The following is a 21,300-nucleotide window of genomic DNA, read 5'->3' on the forward strand; positions in this document are numbered from 1 at the left end:
GTGAGCATGGAGGCGTCCACGGCGGACGAGCCCTCGACGACGGTTCCGTCCGTCGCGATCTTCTCCCCGGGACGCACCACGAAACGGTCCCCGACGACGAGAGCGCTCGCCGGGACGCGTACCTCCCGGCCCGCCCTGAGCACGGCGACGTCCTTCGCGCCCAGGTGCATCAGCGCCCGCAGCGCCGCGCCGGACTTCCGCTTCGCCCGGGCCTCCAGGTAGCGGCCCAGCAGGATGAACGTGATGACCCCGGCCGCCACCTCCAGGTAGATCGTCGAGGTGGCGTCGGCGCGCGAGACGGTGAGGTCGAAACCGTGGCGCATGCCGGGCATCCCCGCGTCGCCGAGGAACAGGGCCCACAACGACCAGCCGAACGCGGCGAGCGTGCCGAGCGAGACGAGCGTGTCCATCGTGGCCGCCCCGTGCTTCGCGTTGGTCCAGGCGGCGCGGTGGAAGGGGAGGCCGCCCCAGACGACGACAGGCGCGGCGAGGGTGAGGCTCAGCCACTGCCAGTAGTCGAACTGGAGCGCCGGGACCATGGCGAGCAGGACGACAGGGGCGGCGAGCACGGCGCAGGCGACGAGGCGCTGCCGGAGCGCGGCGAGTGAGGCCTCCTGCTCCGCTTCGGCGTCCCGCGCGGCGGAGCCGGGGCCGGGGGAGAGCGTGGGCTCCGGGGCCGGGTCGGTGAAGGGGTCGCTACCCGGTCCCGTGGTCTCCGTGCGGCGGGCCTCGTCGGCGTACGTGTACGTGTCCGGGGTGGCGGCCGGGGGCGGCGCCGGGGCCGTCGTGTCGGCAGCGGGTCCTGGTGATCCCGTCCGTTCCGGCTGGGCGACCGGGCGGGCCGTGTAGCCGGTCTTCTCGACCGTGGCGACGAGGTCCCCCAGCTTCAGCCCCTCCCCGAAGGTGACGCGGGCCTTCTCGGTCGCGTAGTTCACAGTGGCGGTGACGCCGTCCATCCGGTTGAGCTTCTTCTCGACGCGGGCGGCGCACGAGGCGCACGTCATCCCGCCGATCATGAGCTCGGCCTCGGAGGCGTCGGCGGCCGGGGAATCGACTGCTGCTGTGCTGGCCATGTCCGGAACTCCTGGAAAACGCAGATCGGGCCGTACTCCACCAGTATCGACTGGTGGGGCCGGCCCGACGGCGAACGGGGTGGTGCGGCTGGTGAGCGGAGTGGTGCGGTGGGGGCGGCGCTCAGGCGGCCGGGCCGAGGAGCTCGTAACCGGCCTCGTCCACGGCTGCGCGGACGGCGTCCTCGGCGAGCGGGGCCTTGGACGTGACGGTCACCAGACCGGTGGCGGCGACGGCGGCGACCGAGGTGACGCCCGCGATCTCCGAGATCTCCTCCGACACGGCCCCCTCGCAGTGGCCGCAGGTCATGCCCTTGACCTGGTACACGGTGGTGACCGCGTCGGTCTGCCCGACCTGCGCGTCGGCCGCGCCGTCGTGGCAGGAACCGGTGGGCGAGCAGCAGGAACCGGTGGACTGGGCGGTCTCGGTCTCGGCGGGCATGACGTTCTCCTCTTCGCGAACACGTTTCGGCGGCACGGTGGGGCGCGTGGGACCGCAGAGGGCTCCGTGGCGTCCCGCCTCTTCCATACTATACCCCTAGGGGGTATCAATGGGCGCCTGCGGTGCCGAGCCCAGTGCGTCGTCGCCGACCAGGGGGTCCAGGTAGCGGAACATCATCGTCTTCAGCTCCTGGACGTAGGCCGCACGCTCCTCGCCCTCGTGGGCCATGATCAGGTCCAGCCCGGCCTTGAAGACCATGAAGGCCATCTCGGCGATGCGGTGGATCTGAGGGGCGGGCACGTCCGGGAGGTAGTCGGCGAGCACCGACTCGACCCGCGTGAGCATCGTGGCATGCAGCGTGTCGTGCGCCTCGGTGATCTGACCGGGGATCTCCGAGCCGTGCATCAGGACGGAGAACGCCGGGTTCTCGCAGTTGAAGGCGATCAGGGGGTCGAGGACGGCGTCCAGCATGCCGTCGAGCGGCAGCTCCGTATGGCTCTGGGCGAAGGCGGCGCCGTAGGTGTCCCGCCAGCGGTCCAGCAGCCGGTCGCCGAGCTCGACGGCGATGGCCTCCTTGTTCGGGAAGAACTGGTAGAGCGTGCCCGGGGATACCCCTGCCTCGCGGGCGATGGCGTTGGTGCTGGACGCGGTGTAGCCGCTGGTGCAGAAGACGTCGGCGGCGGCCCGGAGCAGTTGGGCGATACGGGCTTCGCCGCGGGCCTGGCGGCGGCGCGGGCGCGCGGGGCCCGATGCTCCGTCGGCGGTGGAGCCGTCATCCGCCCCGTCCGTCGCGGCGCCCTTGTTGGCTTTGGCCTCCGGCACGGTCCATCCCCAGCTCTCATGAAGCGATTGACAAACGCGAGTGGGCGCTCGCATTCTAGAGAAACGCGAGCGACTACTCGTGTTTGCCACGATAAACGGCAACGACCGACCCATGCTGCCCTGTGCTGCCCGGGTCTCGGTGAAGGGGACACCGCACCATGTCCGAAGTCAACCGTTCCGCGCCGCCGCCGGCAGGCGGCTGGACCCGGTTCGTCACCGCCCGGCCGCGGCTCGCCCTGCTGGCCGCGCTGGTGATCACCGCGCTCGCCGTGTTCGCCGGGAGCGGGGTGGCGGACCGGATGGGCAGCGGCGGCTGGCAGGCCCCCGATGCCGAGTCGACCTACGCGACCGAGGTGCTGGCGCGGGAGTTCCCCGCCTCCCAGCCCAACCTGCTCCTTCTGGTGGACAGCGGCTCCGCGACCGTCGACGACCCGGCGGTGGCCGCCGAAGCCGCCCGCCTCGTCGAGCGGCTGGAGGCCGAGCCGGGCATCTCGGGCGTCGGGTCCTACTGGGGGTCCGAATCGCCCGCCCTGCGCTCCGAGGAAGGTCGCGAGGCGATCATCGCCGCCCGGATCGGGGGCGACGAGACGACGGCGGGCGAGACCCTCGACCGGATAGCCCCGGCCTTCGCGGGGGAGCGGGGGCCGGTCACGGTCTCCCTCGGCGGACCCGTCGCCGTGCAGCACGAGATGCAGACGATCATCCAGGAGGATCTGCTGCGGGCCGAGCTGATCGCCCTGCCGGTGACGCTCGTCCTGCTGGTCATGGTCTTCGGCAGCGCCGTCGCCGCGATGCTGCCGCTCGGTGTCGGCATCGTCGCCATCCTCGGCACCAACGCCGTGCTGCGAGGCCTGACGGAGTTCACCGACGTCTCGGTCTTCGCCATGAACCTCACCACGGCGCTCGGCCTCGGACTCGCCATCGACTACGCCCTGTTCATCGTCCGCCGCTTCCGCGAGGAGCTGGCCGGCGGGGCGGACCCACGGGCGGCGGTGGGCACGACGCTCCGGACCGCCGGGCGAACGGTGCTGTTCTCCGCGCTGACCGTGGCGGTGTCCCTGTCGGCCATGCTCGTCTTCCCGCAGTACTTCCTGCGGTCCTTCGCCTACGCCGGGATCGCCGTGGTCCTCCTGGCCGCCGCTGCCGCACTGATCCTGCTGCCCGCGGCACTCGTGCTGCTCGGCCCCCGGATCAACTCACTGGATCTGCGCCGGCTCCTCCGCCGCCGGAGGAAGGCCGCGACCGGGGCGGCCCTCGGCGGCGGTGCCGACGCGGCTCCCGGCCGGGGCTGGGCGCGGCTGGCCGCGCTGGTGATGCGCAGGGCGCCCGTCTTCGCCATTGTCACCACCGTCGGGCTCCTGCTGCTCGGACTGCCCTTCCTGGGCGTCAAGTTCGGCACGGCGGACGACCGCCAGCTGCCGGCCGGCGCGGAGTCCCGGGTCGTCCAGGAACACATCCGCGACGGGTTCCCCGGCAGCCCCGGCGGCGGCCTGGAGGTGCTGGCCGAGGGGCAGGGTTCCCCCGCCGAGTACGCGGACCTGAAGAGCCGGATCGAGAAGCTCCCCGGCGTCCTGCGCATCGACGGCCCGGTCGTCGAGGGTCCCGTCGCCTACTACAGCGTGCTGCCCGAGGGTGAGGCCGTCGGCGAGAAGACCCAGCAGCTCGTACGGGACCTGAGGGCCGTGCCCTCCGCCCCCTCCCTCGACACCTCGGTGACGGGCACGGCGGCCGTCCTCGTCGACTCCAAGGACGCCATAGCCGACCGGCTGCCCTGGGCCCTGGCGATCATCGTGGTCGTGACCCTGCTCCTGGTCTTCCTGCTCACCGGCAGCGTGCTCATCCCGCTCCAGGCGGTCGTCCTCAACGCCCTCAGCCTGACCGCGATGTTCGGAGCGGTGGTCTGGGTCTTCCAGGACGGAAATCTCTCCGGGCTGCTCGCCTTCACCAGCACGGGCGACATCGAGACGACGCTGCCCGTCCTGATGTTCTGTGTGGCCTTCGGGCTCTCCATGGACTACGGGGTCTTCCTGATATCCAGGATCAAGGAGGAGTACGACCGCACCGGCGACCACGAGCACTCCGTCACCTTCGGGCTCCGGCACACCGGGGGACTGATCACCGCGGCCGCGGTCATCCTCGCGGTCGTGATGGTGGCCATCGGCACCTCACGGGTCACCAACACCAAGATGCTGGGACTCGGCATCGCGCTGGCCGTCCTGATGGACGCCATGGTGGTGCGCAGTCTGCTGGTCCCCGCGGTGATGAAGCTGATGGGCCGCTCCACTTGGTGGGCCCCCGCACCCCTGCGGGCCTTCCACCGCAGGTTCGGCCTCAGCGAAGGGGAGGCCGCCCCGGCCGTCGCCCCCGCCGCTGTGCCGGACCCGGGCGGCCGGGGCGGCCCGGAGGACCCGGAACCCACGGCGGAGACCGAGGAAACGGCGGGCGCGAGCAGGGATATCGGCGAACCGGCGCGACGCTGAGACCCCCGGAGGAAAGTCGCCCGGAAAGGGTCCTCGGGGGAGCCGGGAATGCCCTCTGGACGCGGCAGGACGGGCCCGCCCGCCGCCGATCGGGTGGCGGGCGGGGGCCCGGCCCCGCCACCCGCCAGGATGGCTCCACAGGCCGGTCGGCGGCATCGGCAAAGCGCCGCTGAACTGGGATTTCATGCTCATCCGGCCTAAAATTTCCTCAACGGAAAAGGGGACCCCGAATGGACCGGAACGTTCGTACGACCGATGACGTATTGGCTTTGATGGACGGCCTGTTCGCCCCGGAGGCGGACCGGTGGACGGCCGGCGGGGCGTCCTGGTGGGACGACTTCTACGCCGACCGCTCACGGGCGGTGCCGTTCTTCGCAGAGAAGCCCGACGAGAACCTCGACGCCCATCTCCGCCAAGGGCGGATCGCCTCGGGGCGCGCGCTGGAACTCGGCTGTGGGCCCGGCCGCAACGCGCTCCACCTGGCCTCGCTCGGCTTCGAGGTCGACGCGGTCGACCTCTCTCCGGCAGCCCTGGCCTGGGCCCGGGAGCGGGCCGAGGAGGCAGGGGCCGGCTCCATCCGGTTCCACCACGGTGACGCGTTCGCCCTGACGGCGGCGGGGGCCGCCCTGGCGGGCTCCTACGACCTGATCTACGACTCCGGCTGCTTCCACCACCTGCCGCCCCACCGGCGGATCAGCTATCTCGACCTCCTGGAGCGCTGCCTGGCACCCGGCGGCCACTTCGCGCTCACCTGCTTCGCCGCCGGGGAGGGCGGAATGGGCTCGGAACTGCCGGACGCCGAGCTCTACCTGACGGGCGGTTTGCACGGCGGGCTCGCCTACACGGACGACGAGCTGCGCCGCGTCTTCTCCGGACTGACGGAGATCGAGCTGCGCCGGATGAACGACGAGGCACCCGAATCCCCGCTCTTCGGAGAGTCGTTCCTCTGGACGGCCCTCTTCCGCAGGGCGGCCGACCAGGACTAGGGCGTGTCCGGCGGGGCGTCAACGGCCCCGGTTGCGGGGGCGCGAGGCGACCCAGGCGCGGACGGTGTCTCCGTACCAATAGGGTTTCCCGTTCTTCACCTCGTCGGGCGGGGGCAGGAGTCCGTGCTTGCGATAGGAGCGGACGGTGTCCGGCTGGACCTGGATGTGCGCGGCAATGTCCTTGTAGGACCAGAGCGTTCTGTCCGTCATCGGTGACACCTCTCTGCACTTCTCAAGCCGACGATCACTCAGCCTGTGCTCGGTTGAACGGCCCCGAACGGCAGGCGGGGTGGGGCTGTCGACCCGCTGTGACAGGAAAACCGCATAACGGAGATATGTGTGCCCGAACGGTTACCGCTGTGGCAGAAGGGACGGACCGGGGCGGGTGGGGCGGGGGCGCGGTCGCTGTCGGACCCGGGTGCCACGATGAGGAACATGAGCACTGCCGAACGCCCGATGCCCCCGCTGGACGCCGACGAACGCACCACCTTGGAGAGTTGGCTCGACTTCTACCGCGCCACCCTCGCCCAGAAATGCGCCGACCTGCCGGAGGAGGGCCTGCGCGAGGCGTCCGCGGCGCCCTCGCCGATCACGCTGCTCGGACTGCTCCAGCACCTGGCGGAGGTCGAGCGGAACTGGTTCCGCCGGGTGCTCGCGCAGGAGGACGCGCCGCCGCTCTTCGCCGCTGCGGCCGGCGGCGGGGACGGGAGCCAGGGCCGCGAAGGAGGGTGGGAGCTCGCCGAGGACGCCACCCATGAGCAGGCGCTCGCGCGGTGGGAGGGAGAGGTGGCGGCGGCCCGGGAGAACTGCGCGGCCCGGGCGCTCGGCGACACCAGCCCGTTCATGGGCGGGCAGGTCACGCTGCGCTGGATCTACACCCACATGATCGGCGAGTACGCACGGCACTGCGGCCACGCCGACCTCGTCCGCGAACGCGTCGACGGACGCACGGGAGTCTGACCAAGGGATCTCCGGCCCGGGGCTCCGGCCCGGCGGTCGCGGAATGTCACCCGAGGGGCGAGCCGGGCCTTCCGCAGGAGCGGAGGAACTCCCGGGTGCGGCGCGCGATGGGGAACGGCTTGTCCGGCGGGCACGGATACATGTCCTGCTCCACGATCGCGAACAGGTCGACGTCCAGCGCGCGGGCCGCGTCCAGGACCGGTTCCAGGGCGGGGACCCCGCCGGGCGGCTCGCACATCACCCCCCGGGCCACGGCCGGGCCGAACGGCACCTCGTCCGCCACCACCGCCGCCAGGATCTCCGGGTCGACCTGCTTGAGATGGAGGTAGCCGACGCGTTCCCCGTACGTCTCGATGAGCTTGACGCTGTCGCCGCCGCAGTAGGCGTAGTGCCCGGTGTCCAGGCAGAGCGAGACGAGGTCCGGATCGGTGGCGTCGAGGAAGCGGTTGACGTTCTCCTCGGTGTCGATGTGGGTGTCGGCGTGCGGGTGGACGACGATGCGCAGCCCGAAGCGTTCCCGGACCTCCCGGCCCAGCCGCTCCGTCTGCGCGGTCAGGTCACGCCACTGCGCCGGGGTGAGCGTGCGGTCCTCCAGCACCTCGCCCGTCTTGTCGTCGCGCCAGAACGAGGGGATGACGACCAGGTGTTCGGCGCCCATGGCCCGGGTCAGCGCGGCGATGTCCGCGACATGCGCCCAGGTCCGGTCCCAGACGTCCGGGCCGTGGTGCAATCCGGTGAAAACGGTGCCGGCGGAGACCGTGAGCCCCCGGGCGCGGGTCTCGTCGGCCAACCGGGCCGGGTCGGTGGGCAGATAGCCGTACGGGCCGAGCTCGATCCACTCGTACCCGGCATCGGCCACCTCGTCGAGGAAGCGTTGCCAGGGCACCTGCTGCGGGTCGTCGGGGAACCACACACCCCAGGAGTCGGGGGCCGAGCCGATGCGGATGCGGGCCGAGGAGCGGACGGAGGGGGTCATAACGCCCAGCCTCGTGGCCCGTGCGGAAGAGTGTCAAGGCTTCGTCCGAATGTCCGGACAAAATGTTGACAGGGTTCCCGGGAGAGGGCTAGACCTGGGACCAGCCGGCCACCGGCGGGGCGAACCGGCGGTTCGAAGGGATGCGCATGCCTGAGCCGTACGACGTGATCACCATGGGGCGGATCGGGGTGGACCTCTACCCGCTGGAGGTCGGAGTACCGCTGGCCCGGGTCGAGACGTTCGGCAAGTTCCTCGGCGGCTCCCCGGCGAACGTCGCGGTGGCGGCGGCCCGGCAGGGGCGGCGCACGGCCCTCATCACCCGGACCGGGCAGGACCCCTTCGGCGCCTATCTCCACCAGGAACTGCAACGGTTCGGTGTGGACCCCCGCTGGGCGACGGCCGTCGCGGAGTATCCGACCCCGGTCACCTTCTGCGAGATCTTCCCGCCGGACGACTTCCCGCTCTACTTCTACCGGCAGCCCAAGGCCCCCGACCTGGAGATCCACGCGCCGGACCTCGACCTGGACGCGGTGCGCCACGCCCGGATCTTCTGGATGACGGGAACCGGACTCAGCGCCGAGCCGAGCCGCTCCGCCACGCTGGCCGCCCTGCGGGCGCGCAGCGAGAGCGCGGCACGGGCCGACCGTCCGGCGGGCACGGACCGTACGGCGACGGTCTTCGACCTCGACTGGCGGCCCATGTTCTGGGACGGCGGCGACCACAGCACGGTCGCGCCCGCGCGGTACCGGGAGGCGCTGGCCCATGCGACGGTCGCCGTCGGCAACGTCGACGAGTGCGCGATCGCGACCGGCGAACGCGAACCGTACGCCGCGGCCCGGGCCCTGCTCGCGGCCGGCGTGGAGCTCGCCGTCGTCAAGCAGGGGCCGAAGGGCGTGCTCGCCGTGCACCGCGACGGCACCACCGCCGACTGCCCGCCGCTGCCGGTGGAGGTGGTCAACGGCCTCGGCGCGGGGGACGCGTTCGGGGGCGCGCTCTGCCACGGGCTGCTCGCCGGATGGCCGCTGGACCGCCTCGTGCGGTACGCGAACGCGGCCGGTGCGATCGTCGCCTCCCGGCTCGCCTGCTCCTCCGCGATGCCGTTCCCGGACGAGGTCGAGGGAGCCCTCGCGGCCGGCGCCGTGACGGCCGACCCCGACGCTCCCGCGGGTCCCCGGACCGGGGCGGGCTCATGACGCCGCTCGCGCCCTCCCTCTCCGCACTCGTCCGGCTGCGTGCCGAGCGTCCCGAAGCCGTTGCCGAGGCCGCCGCCCGTCGGAAGCGGCGCCGGCTGATCCGGCACCCCGGCGACCGGTTGATGATCATCGCGGCCGACCATCCCGCGCGCGGCGCGCTCGCCGTGGGGGACCGGTCCCTCGCCATGGCCAACCGCTTCGAGCTGCTGGAGCGGCTCTGCCGCGCCCTCTCCCGCCCCGGGGTCGACGGCGTGCTCGCCTCCGCCGACGTCCTCGACGACCTCCTCCTGCTCGGAGCCCTGGAGGACAAGGTCGTGATGGGCTCGATGAACCGGGGCGGTCTCGCGGGCGCGGCCTTCGAGCTCGACGACCGGTTCACCGGCTACCGCCCCGACGACCTGGTCCGCCACGGGTTCGACGCGGGGAAGCTGCTGCTGCGCATCGACCACGACGACCCCGGTTCGCTGGACACCCTGCACACCGCCGCCCGGACCATCGACGCGATGGCCGCGCACCGACTGCCCGTCTTCGTCGAGCCGTTCCTCTGCCGCCGCGTCGACGGCCGCCTCCGCAACGATCTCGGCGCCGCCGCCGTGGCGACCTCCATCGCCATCGCGTCGGGCCTCGCCGGGACCTCCGCGTACACCTGGCTGAAGGTCCCCGTCACCGACGACCCCGAGGCCATGGGCCTGGCGATGGAGGCCTCCACGCTCCCCGCCGTCCTCCTCGGCGGCGAGGTCGGCGACGACCAGGACGCCGTGTACGGGAAGTGGCGCGACGCGCTGCGGCTGCCCACCGTGCGGGGGCTGGTCGTGGGACGCTCGCTGCTCTACCCGGTCGACGGGGACGTGACCAGCGCCGTCGACACCGCCGTATCGCTGCTCCGCACGGGTAGGGAGGGGCTATGACGACGCATCACCCCGACCAGGGGCAGCCCCAGGACCAGCGCCGCTACCACCTGCCGGCCGGCGACGCCGCGCGCGGGCCGTACGCCGTCGACATCGATCCGGAGCGGGCCGGCTGGGACCGTTCGGCCCTGCGGGTGCTGGAGCTGGAGCCGGGCGGTGTTCATGAGCTCGTCACCGGGGACACTGAATGGATCATCCTGCCGTTGTCCGGTGGCTGTACGGTGCGTACAGCAGGTGGGACCTTTGAACTGCTGGGCCGGCAGAGCGTGTTCAGCGGGGTCTCCGACTTCGCCTATGTACCGCGCGACGCCCGCGCACAGATCTCCTCCGGCGCAGGTGGCCGCTTCGCCCTGGCAGGAGCGAAGTGCGAGCGACGACTCCCCGCTCGCTACGGCCCCGCGCCGGAGGTACCCGTCGAGCTGCGCGGCTCCGGGACCTGCTCGCGCCAGGTGAACAACTTCGCCGCCGCCGACACCTTCGACTGCGATCGGCTGATCGCCGTCGAGGTCCTCACCCCCGGCGGCAACTGGTCCTCCTATCCGCCCCACAAGCACGACGAGCACGTCCCGGGCGAGGAGTGCGAGCTGGAGGAGATCTACTACTTCGAGGTGCGGGACGGCGGGCTCGGCTACCACCGGGTCTCCCCGTCGCGCGACGGCGGTACGGACGTGCTGGCCGAAGTGCGCAGCGGGGACGCCGTCCTGATCCCCGACGGCTGGCACGGCCCGTCCATCGCCCCGCCCGGCCGGACGCTGTACTACCTGAACGTGATGGCCGGGCCGGGGGAGGAGCGCGCCTGGCTGATCCGCGACCATCCCGACCACCGGTGGATCCGCGACACCTGGCCAGGCGAGCCCATCGACGCCAGACTCCCGCTCTACACGGCGCATCCGTCGCCCGGCCCGGAGGTAACGCCTTGAGCCCGACGAGTCCCGCGAGCCCGGCGAGTCCCGGGAACCCGCACGGTGCCACCCGCCGTCTGACCACCGCTCAGGCCCTGGTCGCCTTCCTGGCCCGGCAGTACACCGAGCGCGACGGCCGCAGGCAGCGGCTCATCAGCGCCACCTGGGGCATCTTCGGCCACGGCAACGTCGCGGGCATCGGCCAGGCACTCGTGGAAGCGGCGAGCGGTGGCCCCGCCGGGCCCACCCACGGAAACGGGGCCACCCAAGGAAACGGGCACACCCCCGGACTCGCGCACCGGATGCCGTACCTCCAGGGCCGCAACGAACAGGCCATGGTGCACGCGGCCGTCGGATACGCCCGCCAGGCGGGGCGGCTCTCCGCGCACGCGGTGACCACGTCCATCGGGCCCGGGGCCACCAACCTCGTCACCGGGGCCGCCCTCGCCACCATCAACCGCCTTCCCGTCCTGCTCCTGCCCGGCGACACCTTCGCGACCCGGCCCGCCGACCCCGTACTGCAACAGCTCGAAGTGCCGTACGCGGGCGATGTCTCCGTCAACGACTGTCTGCGCCCGGTCTCGCGCTACTTCGACCGGATCACCCGGCCGGAAGCGCTGATTCCGGCGGCCCTCCAGGCGATGCGGGTCCTCGCCGACCCCGCCGAGACCGGGGCCGTCACGCTCGCGCTGCCGCAGGACGTGCAGGCGGAGGCGTACGACTGGCCGGAGGAGTTCTTCGCCGAGCGCGACTGGCACATCCGCCGGCCCGGGCCCGACACGGCCGAACTGGAAGCGGCGGTACGGGCGGTGCGCTCCGCCCGCCGCCCGCTGATCGTCGCGGGCGGCGGGGTCCGGCACAGCGGGGCCGAGGAGACGCTCGCCGCGTTCACCGCCGCGACCCGCATCCCCGTCGCCTCCACCCAGGCGGGCAAGGGCGCACTGCGCCACGACCACCCGGCCGACGTCGGCGGCATCGGCCACACCGGCACCGCCACCGCCGACGAGCTGGCCCGCACCGCCGACCTGGTGATCGGCGTCGGCACCCGCTTCTCCGACTTCACCACCGCCTCCGGCACGCTCTTCGCCGGTCCGGCGGTCCGCTTCCTCCACCTCAACATCACCGCGTTCGACGCCCACAAGCTGGCCGCCCTCCCTCTGGTCGCCGACGCCCGCGCGGGTCTTGAGGCGCTCACGACGGCTCTCGCCGGACGCGGATACCGGGTCGACCCGGCGTACGAGACGGAGTACACCGGCGCGAAGGAGGTGTGGGAGGAACGGGTCGAAGCCTCCTTCGCCGCCCCCGCCCCCACCGCGCGCCCCACCCAGACCCAGGTCCTCGGCCTCCTGGACGCCCTGGTCACCGAGGACGACATCCTCATCAACGCCGCGGGCTCCCTCCCCGGCGACCTGCACAAACTCTGGCGCACCCGCTCCCGCGACCAGTACCACGTCGAGTACGGCTACTCCTGCATGGGCTACGAGATCCCGGCCGCGATCGGCGTCCTGCTCGCGACCGGCGCACACGGACACCCCGACCGGCCGCACCGCCCCGTCTGGGCGCTCGTCGGCGACGGCACGTATCTGATGAACCCCACCGAGATCGTCACCGCCGTCCAGGAGAACCTTCCCCTGAAGCTGCTGATCCTCCAGAACCACGGGTACGCCTCGATCGGCGGCCTCTCCGAGTCGGTCGGCGCCGAACGCTTCGGCACCGCCTACCGCCACCGGGACGCCGACGGCGGCTTCACCGGACCGCCGCTCCCCGTCGACCTGGCCGCCAACGCGGCCTCCCTCGGCATGCGGGTGCTGCGCGCCACCACCGTCGACGACCTGCGCAAAGCCCTCACCGAGGCCCGGGACGCGCAGGGTCCCACTTGTGTCTACGTCGAGACCGAAACGCCCGACACAGTGTCGGGCCCTCCTCCGGCGCAGGCGTGGTGGGATGTTCCGGTAGCCGAAACCGCGAGCCGACCGGCGGCGGTGAAGGCCCGGGAGGAGTACGACCGGCAGGTCGCCGCCCGACGCCGCCACCTGTGAAGCCCTGCCCGGACGCCTGAACCTGCGCCTGCCCGAAGCCTGAAGGAGTACGTCATGACGAAGACCGTCAACCACTGGATCGGCGGCAAGACAGTGGAGGGCACGTCGGGCCAGTTCGGTCCCGTCACCGACCCGGCCACCGGCGCCGTCACCACGCAGGTGGCGCTCGCCTCCGTTGAGGAGGTCGACGCGGCCGTGGCGGCGGCGAAGGCCGCGTACGCGACGTGGGGCACGTCCTCGCTCGCCCAGCGCACCACGGTCCTCTTCCGCTACCGCGCACTCCTGGACGCCCACCGCGACGACATCGCCGCGCTGATCACCGCCGAGCACGGCAAGGTGCACTCGGACGCGCTGGGCGAGGTCGCCCGCGGTCTGGAGATCGTCGAGCTGGCGTGCGGGATCACCACCCAGCTCAAGGGCGAGCTGTCCACCCAGGTGTCCAACCGGGTCGACGTCTCCTCGATCCGGCAGTCGCTCGGCGTGGTCGCGGGCATCACCCCGTTCAACTTCCCGGCCATGGTGCCGATGTGGATGTTCCCGCTGGCCATCGCGTGCGGCAACACGTTCGTGCTGAAGCCCAGCGAGAAGGACCCCTCGGCCGCCAACCTGCTGGCCGAGCTGGCGTCGGAAGCGGGCCTTCCGGACGGCGTCCTCAACGTCCTGCACGGTGACAAGATCGCGGTGGACGGCCTGCTGAACCACCCCGACGTGGCAGCCGTGTCCTTCGTCGGCTCCACCCCCATCGCCCGCTACATCCACGCCACCGCCTCCGCCAACGGCAAGCGGGTCCAGGCGCTGGGCGGCGCGAAGAACCACATGCTCGTCCTCCCGGACGCCGACCTGGACGCGGCGGCCGACGCGGCGGTCTCGGCGGCGTACGGCTCCGCCGGTGAGCGCTGCATGGCGATCTCCGCCGTCGTCGCGGTCGGCGCGATCGGCGACGAACTGGTCGCCAAGATCCGCGAGCGCGCCGAGAAGATCACGATCGGCCCCGGCAACGACCCCGCCTCCGAGATGGGCCCCCTGATCACCGCCGCCCACCGCGACAAGGTCGCCTCCTACGTCACGGGCGCGGCCGCCCAGGGCGCGGAGGTCGTCCTCGACGGCACGGGCCACACGGTCGAGGGCTTCGAGGACGGCCACTGGATCGGCCTGTCCCTCCTGGACAAGGTCTCCACCGACTCCGACGCGTACAAGGACGAGATCTTCGGCCCGGTCCTGTGCGTGCTCCGTGTGGACACGTACGAGGACGGCGTCGCCCTCATGAACGCCTCGCCGTTCGGCAACGGCACCGCGATCTTCACCCGCGACGGCGGCGCGGCCCGCCGCTTCCAGCTGGAGGTCGAGGCCGGCATGGTCGGCGTCAACGTCCCGATCCCGGTCCCGGTGGGCTACCACTCCTTCGGTGGCTGGAAGGACTCGCTCTTCGGCGACCACCACATCTACGGCAACGACGGCGTGCACTTCTACACCCGCGGCAAGGTCGTCACCACCCGCTGGCCCGACCCGGCCGACGCCCCGGCCGGCGTGGACCTCGGGTTCCCGCGCAACCACTGACGCGCGCCCTTCCGCGTCCGCCCGCCCGTAGCGATGGTGCTACGGGCGGGCGGTTTTGTGTTTGTCATACCCTTTGCGGGCTCGTGGAGTACGGGGGCAAGGGGGAGCACAGGTGATTCGAGTCGTCGTCGTGGATGACGAGCTGTTGGTTCGGTCGGGTCTGCGGGTGATCCTCGGCTCGGCGGGGGACATCGCCGTGGTGGCGGACTGCGGCGGGGCGGAAGCGGCGGCGGAGGTCGCGCGCCACCGGCCGGACGTGCTGCTGCTGGACATCCGGATGCCCGACGTGGACGGACTGACCGTGCTGGGGCAGATCGCCGCCCTGACGCCGGCCCCGGCGGTCGCGATGCTGACGACGTTCGACGCGGGGGAGTACGTGGAAGCCGCCCTGACCGCCGGCGCGGCGGGGTTCCTGATGAAGAACTCGTCCCCCGAGCAACTGCGGCACGCCGTACGGGTACTGGCCGGCGGCAGCCGGATTCTCGCCCCCGAGGCCATGGCCCCGGTCGTCGACGGCTACCGCGCGTCCGCCAGCACGCGCGACGCGGCGCGCCGCGTGGAGGCGCTGACCGAACGGGAACGCCAGGTGCTCGCCCTCGTCCGCCGGGGTCTGACCAACCGCGACATCGCCGGGCGGCTGTTCCTGGCCCACGGCACGGTGAAGGACCACGTCAGCTCGGTGCTGGCGAAGCTGGGCGGCGTCAACCGGGTCCAGGCCGCCGTCGTCGCCGACCGCGCGGGGCTGGCCGACCCGCCGGTACGGGAGCGATGAGCGCCTCCGGAGCACGGAGCCTGCGGCGGATCGGGTCGGCCGCCCTTCCGGTGGGCGTGGCAGCCCTGGACGGGCTGGTCGTCAACGCCGTCCAGGCGGGACCGGTGCTGTGGGGCGCCCTCGCCGCCGCCGGGGCGCTCGTCCTGCGGCGGCGGCAGCCCGAATTGGCGCTGGCGGCGGGGATCCCCGGGCTCTACCTCGGCCATCTGGCGTTCGCCCCGCTCATCGCCCTGTACTTCCTGGCCGCCCACCGCCGCAGCGCGGTTCCCGGAGCCGTCGGCGCGGTACTGGTCGCGCTCGCGCAGTTCCTCCCCGTCCCGATCGGGGACATCACGCTGCTCCGCCTCGATCACGACACCGTGCTGGACACGCTCGACTCCTGTGCGTTCGGCGCGGGAGCCTTCGTGCTGGGCCGGTCGGCCCGGCAGCGGCGGGAGAGGCTGCGCGAGATCACGCAGAGCCGGGAGCGCGAACACCGGCTGCTGGAGCGCCACACCCTGGCCACCGAACGCGCCCGGCTGGCCCGGGAGATGCACGACGTGGTCGCCCACAAGGTCAGCCTCATCAGCCTCCAGGCGGGGGTGATCCAGGTCGCGGAGCCCGACGCGCCCGCCGTACGGGAAGCGGCGGGCACGATCCGCGACCTGTCGGTGGACACCCTCACCGAACTCCAGCACCTGGTCGGGGTGTTGCGCGCGGACGGCGACACCACCCGGGACCTCGCCCCGCAGCCCCGCATCGCCGACCTGCGCAGGCTGGTCGAGGAGAGCGCCCTGCCGGTCGAGCTGCACCTGGGGGATCTCCCCGGCCCGCTCCCCGAAGCCGTCGAACGCGCCGTATACCGCACGGTGCAGGAAGCGCTCACCAACGTACGCAAACACGCCCCCGGAGCCGGTGCCGAGGTGTGGGTGGGGCTGGTCGCCGGGCGGCTGCGCGTGGAGGTCCGCAACACCGCCCCCGACGAGGCGGCCGCCCCGCCGGGGCTGCCCGCCGGCGGGATGGGCCTGGTCGGCCTGCGGGAGCGGGCGCACCTCCTCGGCGGCTCGTTCGCCTCGGCGCGGCTGCCCGGCGGCGGCTTCCTCGTCCGGGCCGAGTTCCCGGCCCGGACGTCCCTCCCGGGCTGACCCGTCCGCCCGCCGCTACCGGTCGGGGTGCGGGGCCGGGAGGAGAAGCTCCTCCGGCAGCCCGGCCTGGGCGCCGACGACCTCGATGCCGAGCAGCAGCCCCTCCTCGTCGAAGTCGAGGTTCAGGTCCGCGCCCCCGCCGGGGGTCTCGACGGTGACCTGCCGGACGGCGGCCCCGTCGGCGATGTGGGCGACGAGGGAGACGTACGCGACGTCGTTCTCGCGGTCGTACTCGATGTGCATGGATTCCCTTCCGTACCGTTCCACGGGAGCCGGGGTCAGTTGCGGCCGACGGACACGACGTTGCCGGCCTTGTTGACCACGACCCAGATCTTTCCGCTGACGTACTTCCAGGTACCGGCCGACTTGCCCTTGGTCTTCTTGCCGTTCTTCACGGTACGCGCGACCATCTCCTGGCTGATGCCCCGCTGGGCCATCCGCTGGGCGGCGTGCTTGGAGATGCTCTTGACGCCGGTGGAGAGCAGGAGGCGCCCGGCGATGATGGCGAGCGGGATGAACCACGCGGGGTCGGCGACCACGGGGTACGCGGTGTTCGGCCCGGGGCGCACGGTCTGGACGAGCGCGCCGCCCTCGACGCGGTACTCGGTGGGCACGGTCTCGCCCATCGCGTCCTTCGCCCAAGGCGCGTCGAAGGTGCCGAGGTACGCGTCCCCCTGGCTGACCAGGACGCTGCCGTCCTCCAGGTGCTCGGTCACCGCGTCGGCGGGCAGGTCGAGCGGGAAGCGGTACTCGGTGGGCGCCTGTGCGTCCCGCAGGGTGATCAGGGCCCGCACGCCGTCCCGGTTCGGCTGCACCGCGAGGTCGAAGCCCTCCTCGGCGTCGGCGTACACGACGGTCCCGCCGGTGCTGCGCGCGGCGGCGGCGTGCGCGCCGCCGGGCAGACCGAACCGGACGGTGTCCTCGCCGTGGACGGACTCCACCGACCCGTCGGCGGTGGCGGGAGCGGTGATCCGTGCGGAGCCCGTGTCGGTGGGCACCTCGGAGCGGGTGGCGCCGTCCGCGAGGGCGGTCCCGGGGACGAGGTCCGCGGTCCCCGTGACGCGCTCCACCGCCTCGGCGGCCCGGACGACCCGCTCGGTGGAGACGGTGTCGGCCCGGGCTCCCGTCGCGGTGAGCAGGACGGCGCCGGCGGTGCAGGCGGCCACGAGTATCCGGGCCGCGCCGCGGTGCCGGTACGGGAAGCGATCGGTGGTGCGAGACATGTGGGTCCTTGCTGCAGGCCAGAGGACGGGCCCCTGGTGAACGTCAACGCCGAGCAGCCTCGCAGCGGGATGCGGCCCGGGGTATCCGCCGGGCGGAGGCCCGCACCCCCGCCGATCGGCGGGGGCGCGGGCCTCGGGCAGACGTTTGGCCGGTGGTGAACGTCCCCCGGGGCCGGCCATGTGACTTTCGGCAGTGCCGGACGTCCCCGGGGCTCCGTAACCTCTCCTCCGTGAACAGCCTCTCCCTGCTGAACAGGGCCTCCAGCACCTTCCTGGACAGGGCCTTCCGTGGGTCCGGCCGGGGGACCGCCGGCCTGCGGTGGACGGATCCCGGTGGTCTGCTGGTGTCCGCGACGGCGGCGTTCGGCGCGCTGACCCTGGTGGGGTGGTGGTGGGGCCTGCCGACCGCGATCGCCGCGTTCGCCGCCGGGCGGGGCCCCGGGCGCGCCAGGACCGTCGTCCTGTTCCTGGGCGGGGCTCTCCTGGCCGGGGCGGTGGCCGTGGCCGTCGTGCCGTCCCTGCTCGCTCTCGCGACGCAGTTCGTCGCGGTCGTCGTCCTCGCCGTACTGGTGCCCTGGTTCGTGGGGCGGTTCTCCCGCCAGTACCGGGAGCTGGTCCGGGCCGGCTGGGAGCGGGCCGAACAGCTGGAGCGGGAGCGGCAGTTGGTCGCCGAGCAGGCGAGACTGCTGGAGCGGGCCCGGATCGCCCAGGACATGCACGACGTGCTGGGCCACGACCTCAGCCTGATCGCCCTGTCGGCCGGGGCCCTGAAACTGGCGCCCGGCCTGGACGATCAGCACCGGCGGGCCGCCCAGGACATCCGGGGCAGAGCGGCGGCAGCGGTGGAGCGCCTGGGCGAGGTCATCGGCGTCCTCCGCGAGGAGAACGACGGCCCGCCGCAGGGGCCGGAGGACTTCGACGTCGCCCGGCTCGTCGGTGACGCGGCCGCCTCCGGGCTCCCCGTCGCCCTGTCCGTGGACGGCGAGGCGGCGGGACTGCCGCCCGCCGTCGGGCGCGCCGCGCACCGGGTCGTGCGGGAGGGCCTGACCAACGCGGCCAAGCACGCGCCCGGCGCGGCCGTGAGCGTCGAGCTCTCGCACACGGCGATCGAAACCCGGGTGGTGGTCCGCAACGAAGCCCCGGCGGCCCGGACGGACGACGCCCGGACGGGGGCGCGGGCCGGGCACGCCGCAGGCCCGTCCGCCGTGCGCGGGGGCCGCGGGCTCATCGGGCTGGACGAACGCGCCCGGCTCGTCGGCGGCTCCCTCGACCACGGCCCCCGGGCCGGCGGCTTCGCCCTCACCGCCCGGCTGCCCCACCACGCCCCCGCCCGGCCGCAGCCGCTCCTCCGGCCCCGGCCCGGGGACGGCCGGGAGGCACGCGCGCCCGCGGGGTACCGGCGGGCCCGACGGCGCGTCCGCCGCACCCTGCTCACCGCGCTCGCGGTGCCGCTGGCGGCGGGCGCGGTGCTCCTCGCCGTGGTGGGGATGTGGGAGACGGTGGCCGCGTCCCGGTCCGTCCTCGACCCGCGCGACTACGCCCGTCTGCGGGTGGGGCAGGACCGGGCGGAGATACGGAAGGTGCTGCCGGACCGCCAGTCGGCCGAGCGGCCGGCGGGCTCCGGACCGGAAGAACGACAAGAACGACAAGAACGGCGAGTGACGTGCGAGTTCTACGCGATGACGGCCGACCGCTTCGACGACCGGTCCGGAGACGCGTACCGGCTCTGCTTCCGGGACGGCCGGCTGGTCTCCCGCGACGCGCTGACGCCGTGAGCGCCCGATGAGCCGGGCCGAGGCGACGCGCTCCGGCCCGGCCCCCGCCGACCCGACCCGGCCGGACGCCACCCACATCGCCACGCCCCGGTCGACGGCAGCCGGACCGATCCGGGTGCTCGTCGCCGACGACGAGCCCATGATCCGGGCCGGTGTGCGCGCCGTGCTCGCCACCGATCCGGGCATCGAGGTCGTCGCCGAGGCGGGCGACGGGCACGAGGCCGTGGAGCTGGTCCGGGCGCACCGGCCGCACGTGGCCGTCCTCGATGTGCGGATGCCGAGGACCAACGGCATCGACGCCGCCGCCGAGATCCGGCGCACGCTGCCCGCCACCGGCGTCGTCATGCTGACCACGTTCGGCGAGGACGACTACATCCTGCGGGCGCTGGGCGTCGGGGCCGCCGGATTCCTGATCAAGTCCGGCGAGCCCGAGGAACTGCTCGCCGGGGTGCGGGCGGTGGCCGAGGGCGCCGCCTACCTGTCACCGAAGGTCGCCGCCCGGGTGGTCGCGCACCTCGCGTCCACCGGGGCGGGGGAGCGGGCCGACCGGAGGGAGGCCGCCCGGGAGCGGGTCGCCGGGCTGACGCCCAGGGAGCGCGAAGTGCTGTCGCACCTCGGCGGCGGACTGTCCAACGGGCAGATCGCCCGGCGGCTGCACCTGGTCGAAGGAACGGTCAAGGCGCACGTCAGCTCCGTCCTGGCCCGCCTCGGCGTCGACAACCGGGCCGCTGCCGCCGTCGTCGCGCACGAGGCCGGCATCCTGCCTCCACCAGCGCCCGAGCAGCGCTGAGACCAGCAGACCGGCGGGGCGGCCCAGCACCAGGAGCACCGAGGCGACGACCGCCCCGCCGAGCAGCGCGCCCGCGACCACGTCGTGCGGGTAGTGGACCCCGACCAGGACCCGCAGCAGCGCCGCCGCCACCGCCACCGGCAGCGTCACCGCGGCCAGCCGGGGCCGCCGGACAGCCAGCCCGACCGCGAGGGCGGCGGCCAGCGTGGCGTGGTTGCTCGGGAACGACCAGTCGCCCGGTTCCGGGCACGCGGCGAGGGCCGCCGCGCCGTCCACCGCCCGGCACGGCCGCTCCTCGTCGACGACCAGCTTCAACGCCTCGCTGACGGCGTACGCCACCACCGTCCCGACGCCGATCAGCAGGGTCCCCGCCACCGCGCCCGGGTCCCTCCGGCGCACGGCGGTCCAGCAGACGCCGAGCAGCAGCAGCCCGAGGACGATCAGCGTGGCCTCCGAGCACAGCTCCAGGAGGTGCCCCACCCACCCCGGGGCGCCGCCGACCGCCTCCGTCAGCGAGCGGTACGCGGAGACGGACGGCCCGTCGGTGACCTCGACCGGGCCGGGCCTTCCCAGGCCGCCGGGCGACAGCATCCCGATCCCGGCCGCCGCCGTCGCCGCCAGCGCGGCCGCACCGAACAGCCGCAGTGGCCAGTGGTGTTGATGTGTGTGCTTTGCCATGCGGCGAACGTACGAAGGCGACGCGGTCCGGCGCGGGGGCCGAACGGCAGGCGCGCCCCCCGACGAAGGTCAGGCTTGACTCCCGGGAGCGCCGCCCCGGCTACCGCAACCCGCCCCCGAACTCCCACACCAGCATCGCGAACCTCCCGTCGTCCCCCGCCCCCGCCGACCGGTACGTCGCGAGCGCCGCCTCGTTGTCCGGCTCCACGCCGACCCACACGTCGTAGCAGTCGCGCTCCCGGGCGAGGTCCACCAGCGCCCGCGTCAGGGCCCTGCCGATGCCCCGGCGGCGGAACGGGGCGTCGACGCCCAGTTCGTACAGACACATCTCCGTGCCCTTGTCCGGGTGCAGCATCTCGATTCCCGAGACGAAGCCCGCCGGGACGCCGTCCTCGTACGCGATCAGCAGCACATGGCCGTCCGCGGCGACGAAGCGGGCCGCCCAGTCCTCGCGGGGCGGGGCGTCGAAGAGGTGGCCGGCGGCCAGCAGCTCCGTGACGGTCGTTGCGCGGCTAATGTCCACAATGGCCTCCCTGGTCAAGGGTTCTGCGGGCATTCTGTACCGCGTCCGGAGTACGGCGGGGGCGCACCGTACCTCTCTGG

21 protein-coding genes and 1 pseudogene are annotated in these 21,300 nt (G+C 73.3%); 13 read left to right on the forward strand and 9 right to left on the reverse strand.

Annotation, left to right across the window (positions count from 1 at the left end; translation table 11 throughout):
* The 3 genes from ACFWRV_RS28765 to ACFWRV_RS28775 all read right to left on the reverse strand — a co-directional run.
* Window positions 1–1,073 (reverse strand): heavy metal translocating P-type ATPase (locus tag ACFWRV_RS28765; protein ID WP_384338644.1); only part of this gene is annotated, 1,073 nt, incomplete at its 3' end.
* 121 nt (window positions 1,074–1,194) lie between these two features.
* Window positions 1,195–1,512 (reverse strand): heavy-metal-associated domain-containing protein, encoded by a 318-nt coding sequence (locus ACFWRV_RS28770; RefSeq protein WP_384338645.1) that lies wholly within the window; start codon window positions 1,510–1,512, stop codon window positions 1,195–1,197.
* Window positions 1,513–1,608: 96 nt separating this feature from the next.
* Window positions 1,609–2,334: a TetR family transcriptional regulator gene (locus tag ACFWRV_RS28775; RefSeq protein WP_384338646.1), complete on the reverse strand. Its 726-nt coding sequence runs from the start codon at window positions 2,332–2,334 to the stop codon at window positions 1,609–1,611.
* 158 nt (window positions 2,335–2,492) lie between these two features.
* Between ACFWRV_RS28775 and ACFWRV_RS28780 the strand changes: the two genes are divergently transcribed.
* Together ACFWRV_RS28780 and ACFWRV_RS28785 are read left to right on the forward strand one after the other, a co-directional pair.
* Window positions 2,493–4,814, forward strand: coding sequence for an MMPL family transporter (locus ACFWRV_RS28780; protein ID WP_384338647.1), 2,322 nt, complete (start codon window positions 2,493–2,495; stop codon window positions 4,812–4,814).
* Between the two features lie 230 nt (window positions 4,815–5,044).
* Window positions 5,045–5,800, forward strand: a complete 756-nt coding sequence (locus ACFWRV_RS28785) for a class I SAM-dependent methyltransferase (RefSeq protein WP_384338648.1) — start codon at window positions 5,045–5,047, stop codon at window positions 5,798–5,800.
* Between the two features lie 18 nt (window positions 5,801–5,818).
* On the opposite strand, the gene ACFWRV_RS28790 is transcribed toward ACFWRV_RS28785, so the two are convergent.
* Window positions 5,819–6,010, reverse strand: a complete 192-nt coding sequence (locus ACFWRV_RS28790; RefSeq protein ID WP_093439340.1) for an AlpA family transcriptional regulator — start codon at window positions 6,008–6,010, stop codon at window positions 5,819–5,821.
* A gap of 225 nt (window positions 6,011–6,235) precedes the next feature.
* Here ACFWRV_RS28790 and ACFWRV_RS28795 point away from each other — a divergent pair, with 225 nt between their 5' ends.
* Window positions 6,236–6,760, forward strand: coding sequence for a DinB family protein (locus ACFWRV_RS28795; protein WP_384338649.1), 525 nt, complete (start codon window positions 6,236–6,238; stop codon window positions 6,758–6,760).
* 46 nt (window positions 6,761–6,806) lie between these two features.
* Here the strand turns inward: ACFWRV_RS28795 and ACFWRV_RS28800 are convergent, their stop codons facing one another.
* Window positions 6,807–7,736, reverse strand: coding sequence for a sugar phosphate isomerase/epimerase family protein (locus ACFWRV_RS28800; RefSeq protein ID WP_384338650.1), 930 nt, complete (start codon window positions 7,734–7,736; stop codon window positions 6,807–6,809).
* Between the two features lie 146 nt (window positions 7,737–7,882).
* Here ACFWRV_RS28800 and iolC point away from each other — a divergent pair, with 146 nt between their 5' ends.
* The 7 genes from iolC (at window position 7,883) to ACFWRV_RS28835 (ending at window position 16,231) form a co-directional block, all read left to right on the forward strand.
* Window positions 7,883–8,929, forward strand: a complete 1,047-nt coding sequence (iolC, locus tag ACFWRV_RS28805; RefSeq protein WP_384338651.1) for a 5-dehydro-2-deoxygluconokinase — start codon at window positions 7,883–7,885, stop codon at window positions 8,927–8,929.
* Window positions 8,926–9,837 (forward strand): deoxyribose-phosphate aldolase, encoded by a 912-nt coding sequence (locus tag ACFWRV_RS28810; RefSeq protein WP_384338652.1) that lies wholly within the window; start codon window positions 8,926–8,928, stop codon window positions 9,835–9,837. The genes iolC and ACFWRV_RS28810 overlap by 4 nt, the downstream gene beginning before the upstream one ends.
* A complete protein-coding gene (iolB, locus tag ACFWRV_RS28815; RefSeq protein WP_384338653.1) occupies window positions 9,834–10,757 on the forward strand; it encodes a 5-deoxy-glucuronate isomerase in 924 nt (307 codons plus the stop codon). The genes ACFWRV_RS28810 and iolB overlap by 4 nt, the downstream gene beginning before the upstream one ends.
* Complete coding sequence (iolD, locus tag ACFWRV_RS28820; protein ID WP_384338654.1) at window positions 10,754–12,778, forward strand: 3D-(3,5/4)-trihydroxycyclohexane-1,2-dione acylhydrolase (decyclizing); 2,025 nt, start codon at window positions 10,754–10,756, stop codon at window positions 12,776–12,778. The genes iolB and iolD overlap by 4 nt, the downstream gene beginning before the upstream one ends.
* 54 nt (window positions 12,779–12,832) lie before the next feature.
* Window positions 12,833–14,335, forward strand: coding sequence for a CoA-acylating methylmalonate-semialdehyde dehydrogenase (gene mmsA, locus ACFWRV_RS28825; protein ID WP_384338655.1), 1,503 nt, complete (start codon window positions 12,833–12,835; stop codon window positions 14,333–14,335).
* 112 nt (window positions 14,336–14,447) lie between these two features.
* On the forward strand, window positions 14,448–15,107 hold the full coding sequence (locus tag ACFWRV_RS28830) for a response regulator (RefSeq protein ID WP_384338656.1): 660 nt from the start codon (window positions 14,448–14,450) through the stop codon (window positions 15,105–15,107).
* On the forward strand, window positions 15,104–16,231 hold the full coding sequence (locus tag ACFWRV_RS28835; protein WP_384338657.1) for a sensor histidine kinase: 1,128 nt from the start codon (window positions 15,104–15,106) through the stop codon (window positions 16,229–16,231). Before ACFWRV_RS28830 ends, ACFWRV_RS28835 begins: the two co-directional genes overlap by 4 nt.
* A 15-nt stretch (window positions 16,232–16,246) precedes the next feature.
* Here the strand turns inward: ACFWRV_RS28835 and ACFWRV_RS28840 are convergent, their stop codons facing one another.
* Window positions 16,247–16,474 (reverse strand): DUF2283 domain-containing protein, encoded by a 228-nt coding sequence (locus ACFWRV_RS28840; protein WP_384338658.1) that lies wholly within the window; start codon window positions 16,472–16,474, stop codon window positions 16,247–16,249.
* Between the two features lie 35 nt (window positions 16,475–16,509).
* Window positions 16,510–17,454 (reverse strand): DUF4258 domain-containing protein, encoded by a 945-nt coding sequence (locus ACFWRV_RS28845; protein WP_384338659.1) that lies wholly within the window; start codon window positions 17,452–17,454, stop codon window positions 16,510–16,512.
* Window positions 17,455–17,798: 344 nt separating this feature from the next.
* Here ACFWRV_RS28845 and ACFWRV_RS28850 point away from each other — a divergent pair, with 344 nt between their 5' ends.
* Window positions 17,799–19,229, forward strand: a complete 1,431-nt coding sequence (locus ACFWRV_RS28850; protein WP_384338683.1) for a sensor histidine kinase — start codon at window positions 17,799–17,801, stop codon at window positions 19,227–19,229.
* Between the two features lie 139 nt (window positions 19,230–19,368).
* The gene (locus tag ACFWRV_RS28855; protein WP_384338684.1) at window positions 19,369–20,019 is read left to right on the forward strand and encodes a response regulator; all 651 of its coding nucleotides are present in this window, start codon (window positions 19,369–19,371) and stop codon (window positions 20,017–20,019) included.
* Window positions 20,020–20,109: 90 nt separating this feature from the next.
* Here ACFWRV_RS28855 and ACFWRV_RS28860 read toward each other — a convergent pair.
* Window positions 20,110–20,334 (reverse strand): annotated as a pseudogene (locus tag ACFWRV_RS28860) (phosphatase PAP2 family protein); the annotation flags it as partial.
* Between ACFWRV_RS28860 and ACFWRV_RS28865 the strand changes: the two are divergent.
* The gene (locus ACFWRV_RS28865; RefSeq protein WP_384338686.1) at window positions 20,225–20,680 is read left to right on the forward strand and encodes a hypothetical protein; all 456 of its coding nucleotides are present in this window, start codon (window positions 20,225–20,227) and stop codon (window positions 20,678–20,680) included. The pseudogene ACFWRV_RS28860 and the gene ACFWRV_RS28865 overlap by 110 nt on opposite strands.
* A gap of 117 nt (window positions 20,681–20,797) precedes the next feature.
* On the opposite strand, the gene ACFWRV_RS28870 is transcribed toward ACFWRV_RS28865, so the two are convergent.
* Window positions 20,798–21,220: a GNAT family N-acetyltransferase gene (locus tag ACFWRV_RS28870; RefSeq protein WP_384338660.1), complete on the reverse strand. Its 423-nt coding sequence runs from the start codon at window positions 21,218–21,220 to the stop codon at window positions 20,798–20,800.
* Window positions 21,221–21,300 lie beyond the last annotated feature (80 nt).

The sequence above is a fragment of the Streptomyces sp. NPDC058576 genome (assembly GCF_042718715.1).
Lineage (GTDB): Bacteria > Actinomycetota > Actinomycetes > Streptomycetales > Streptomycetaceae > Streptomyces.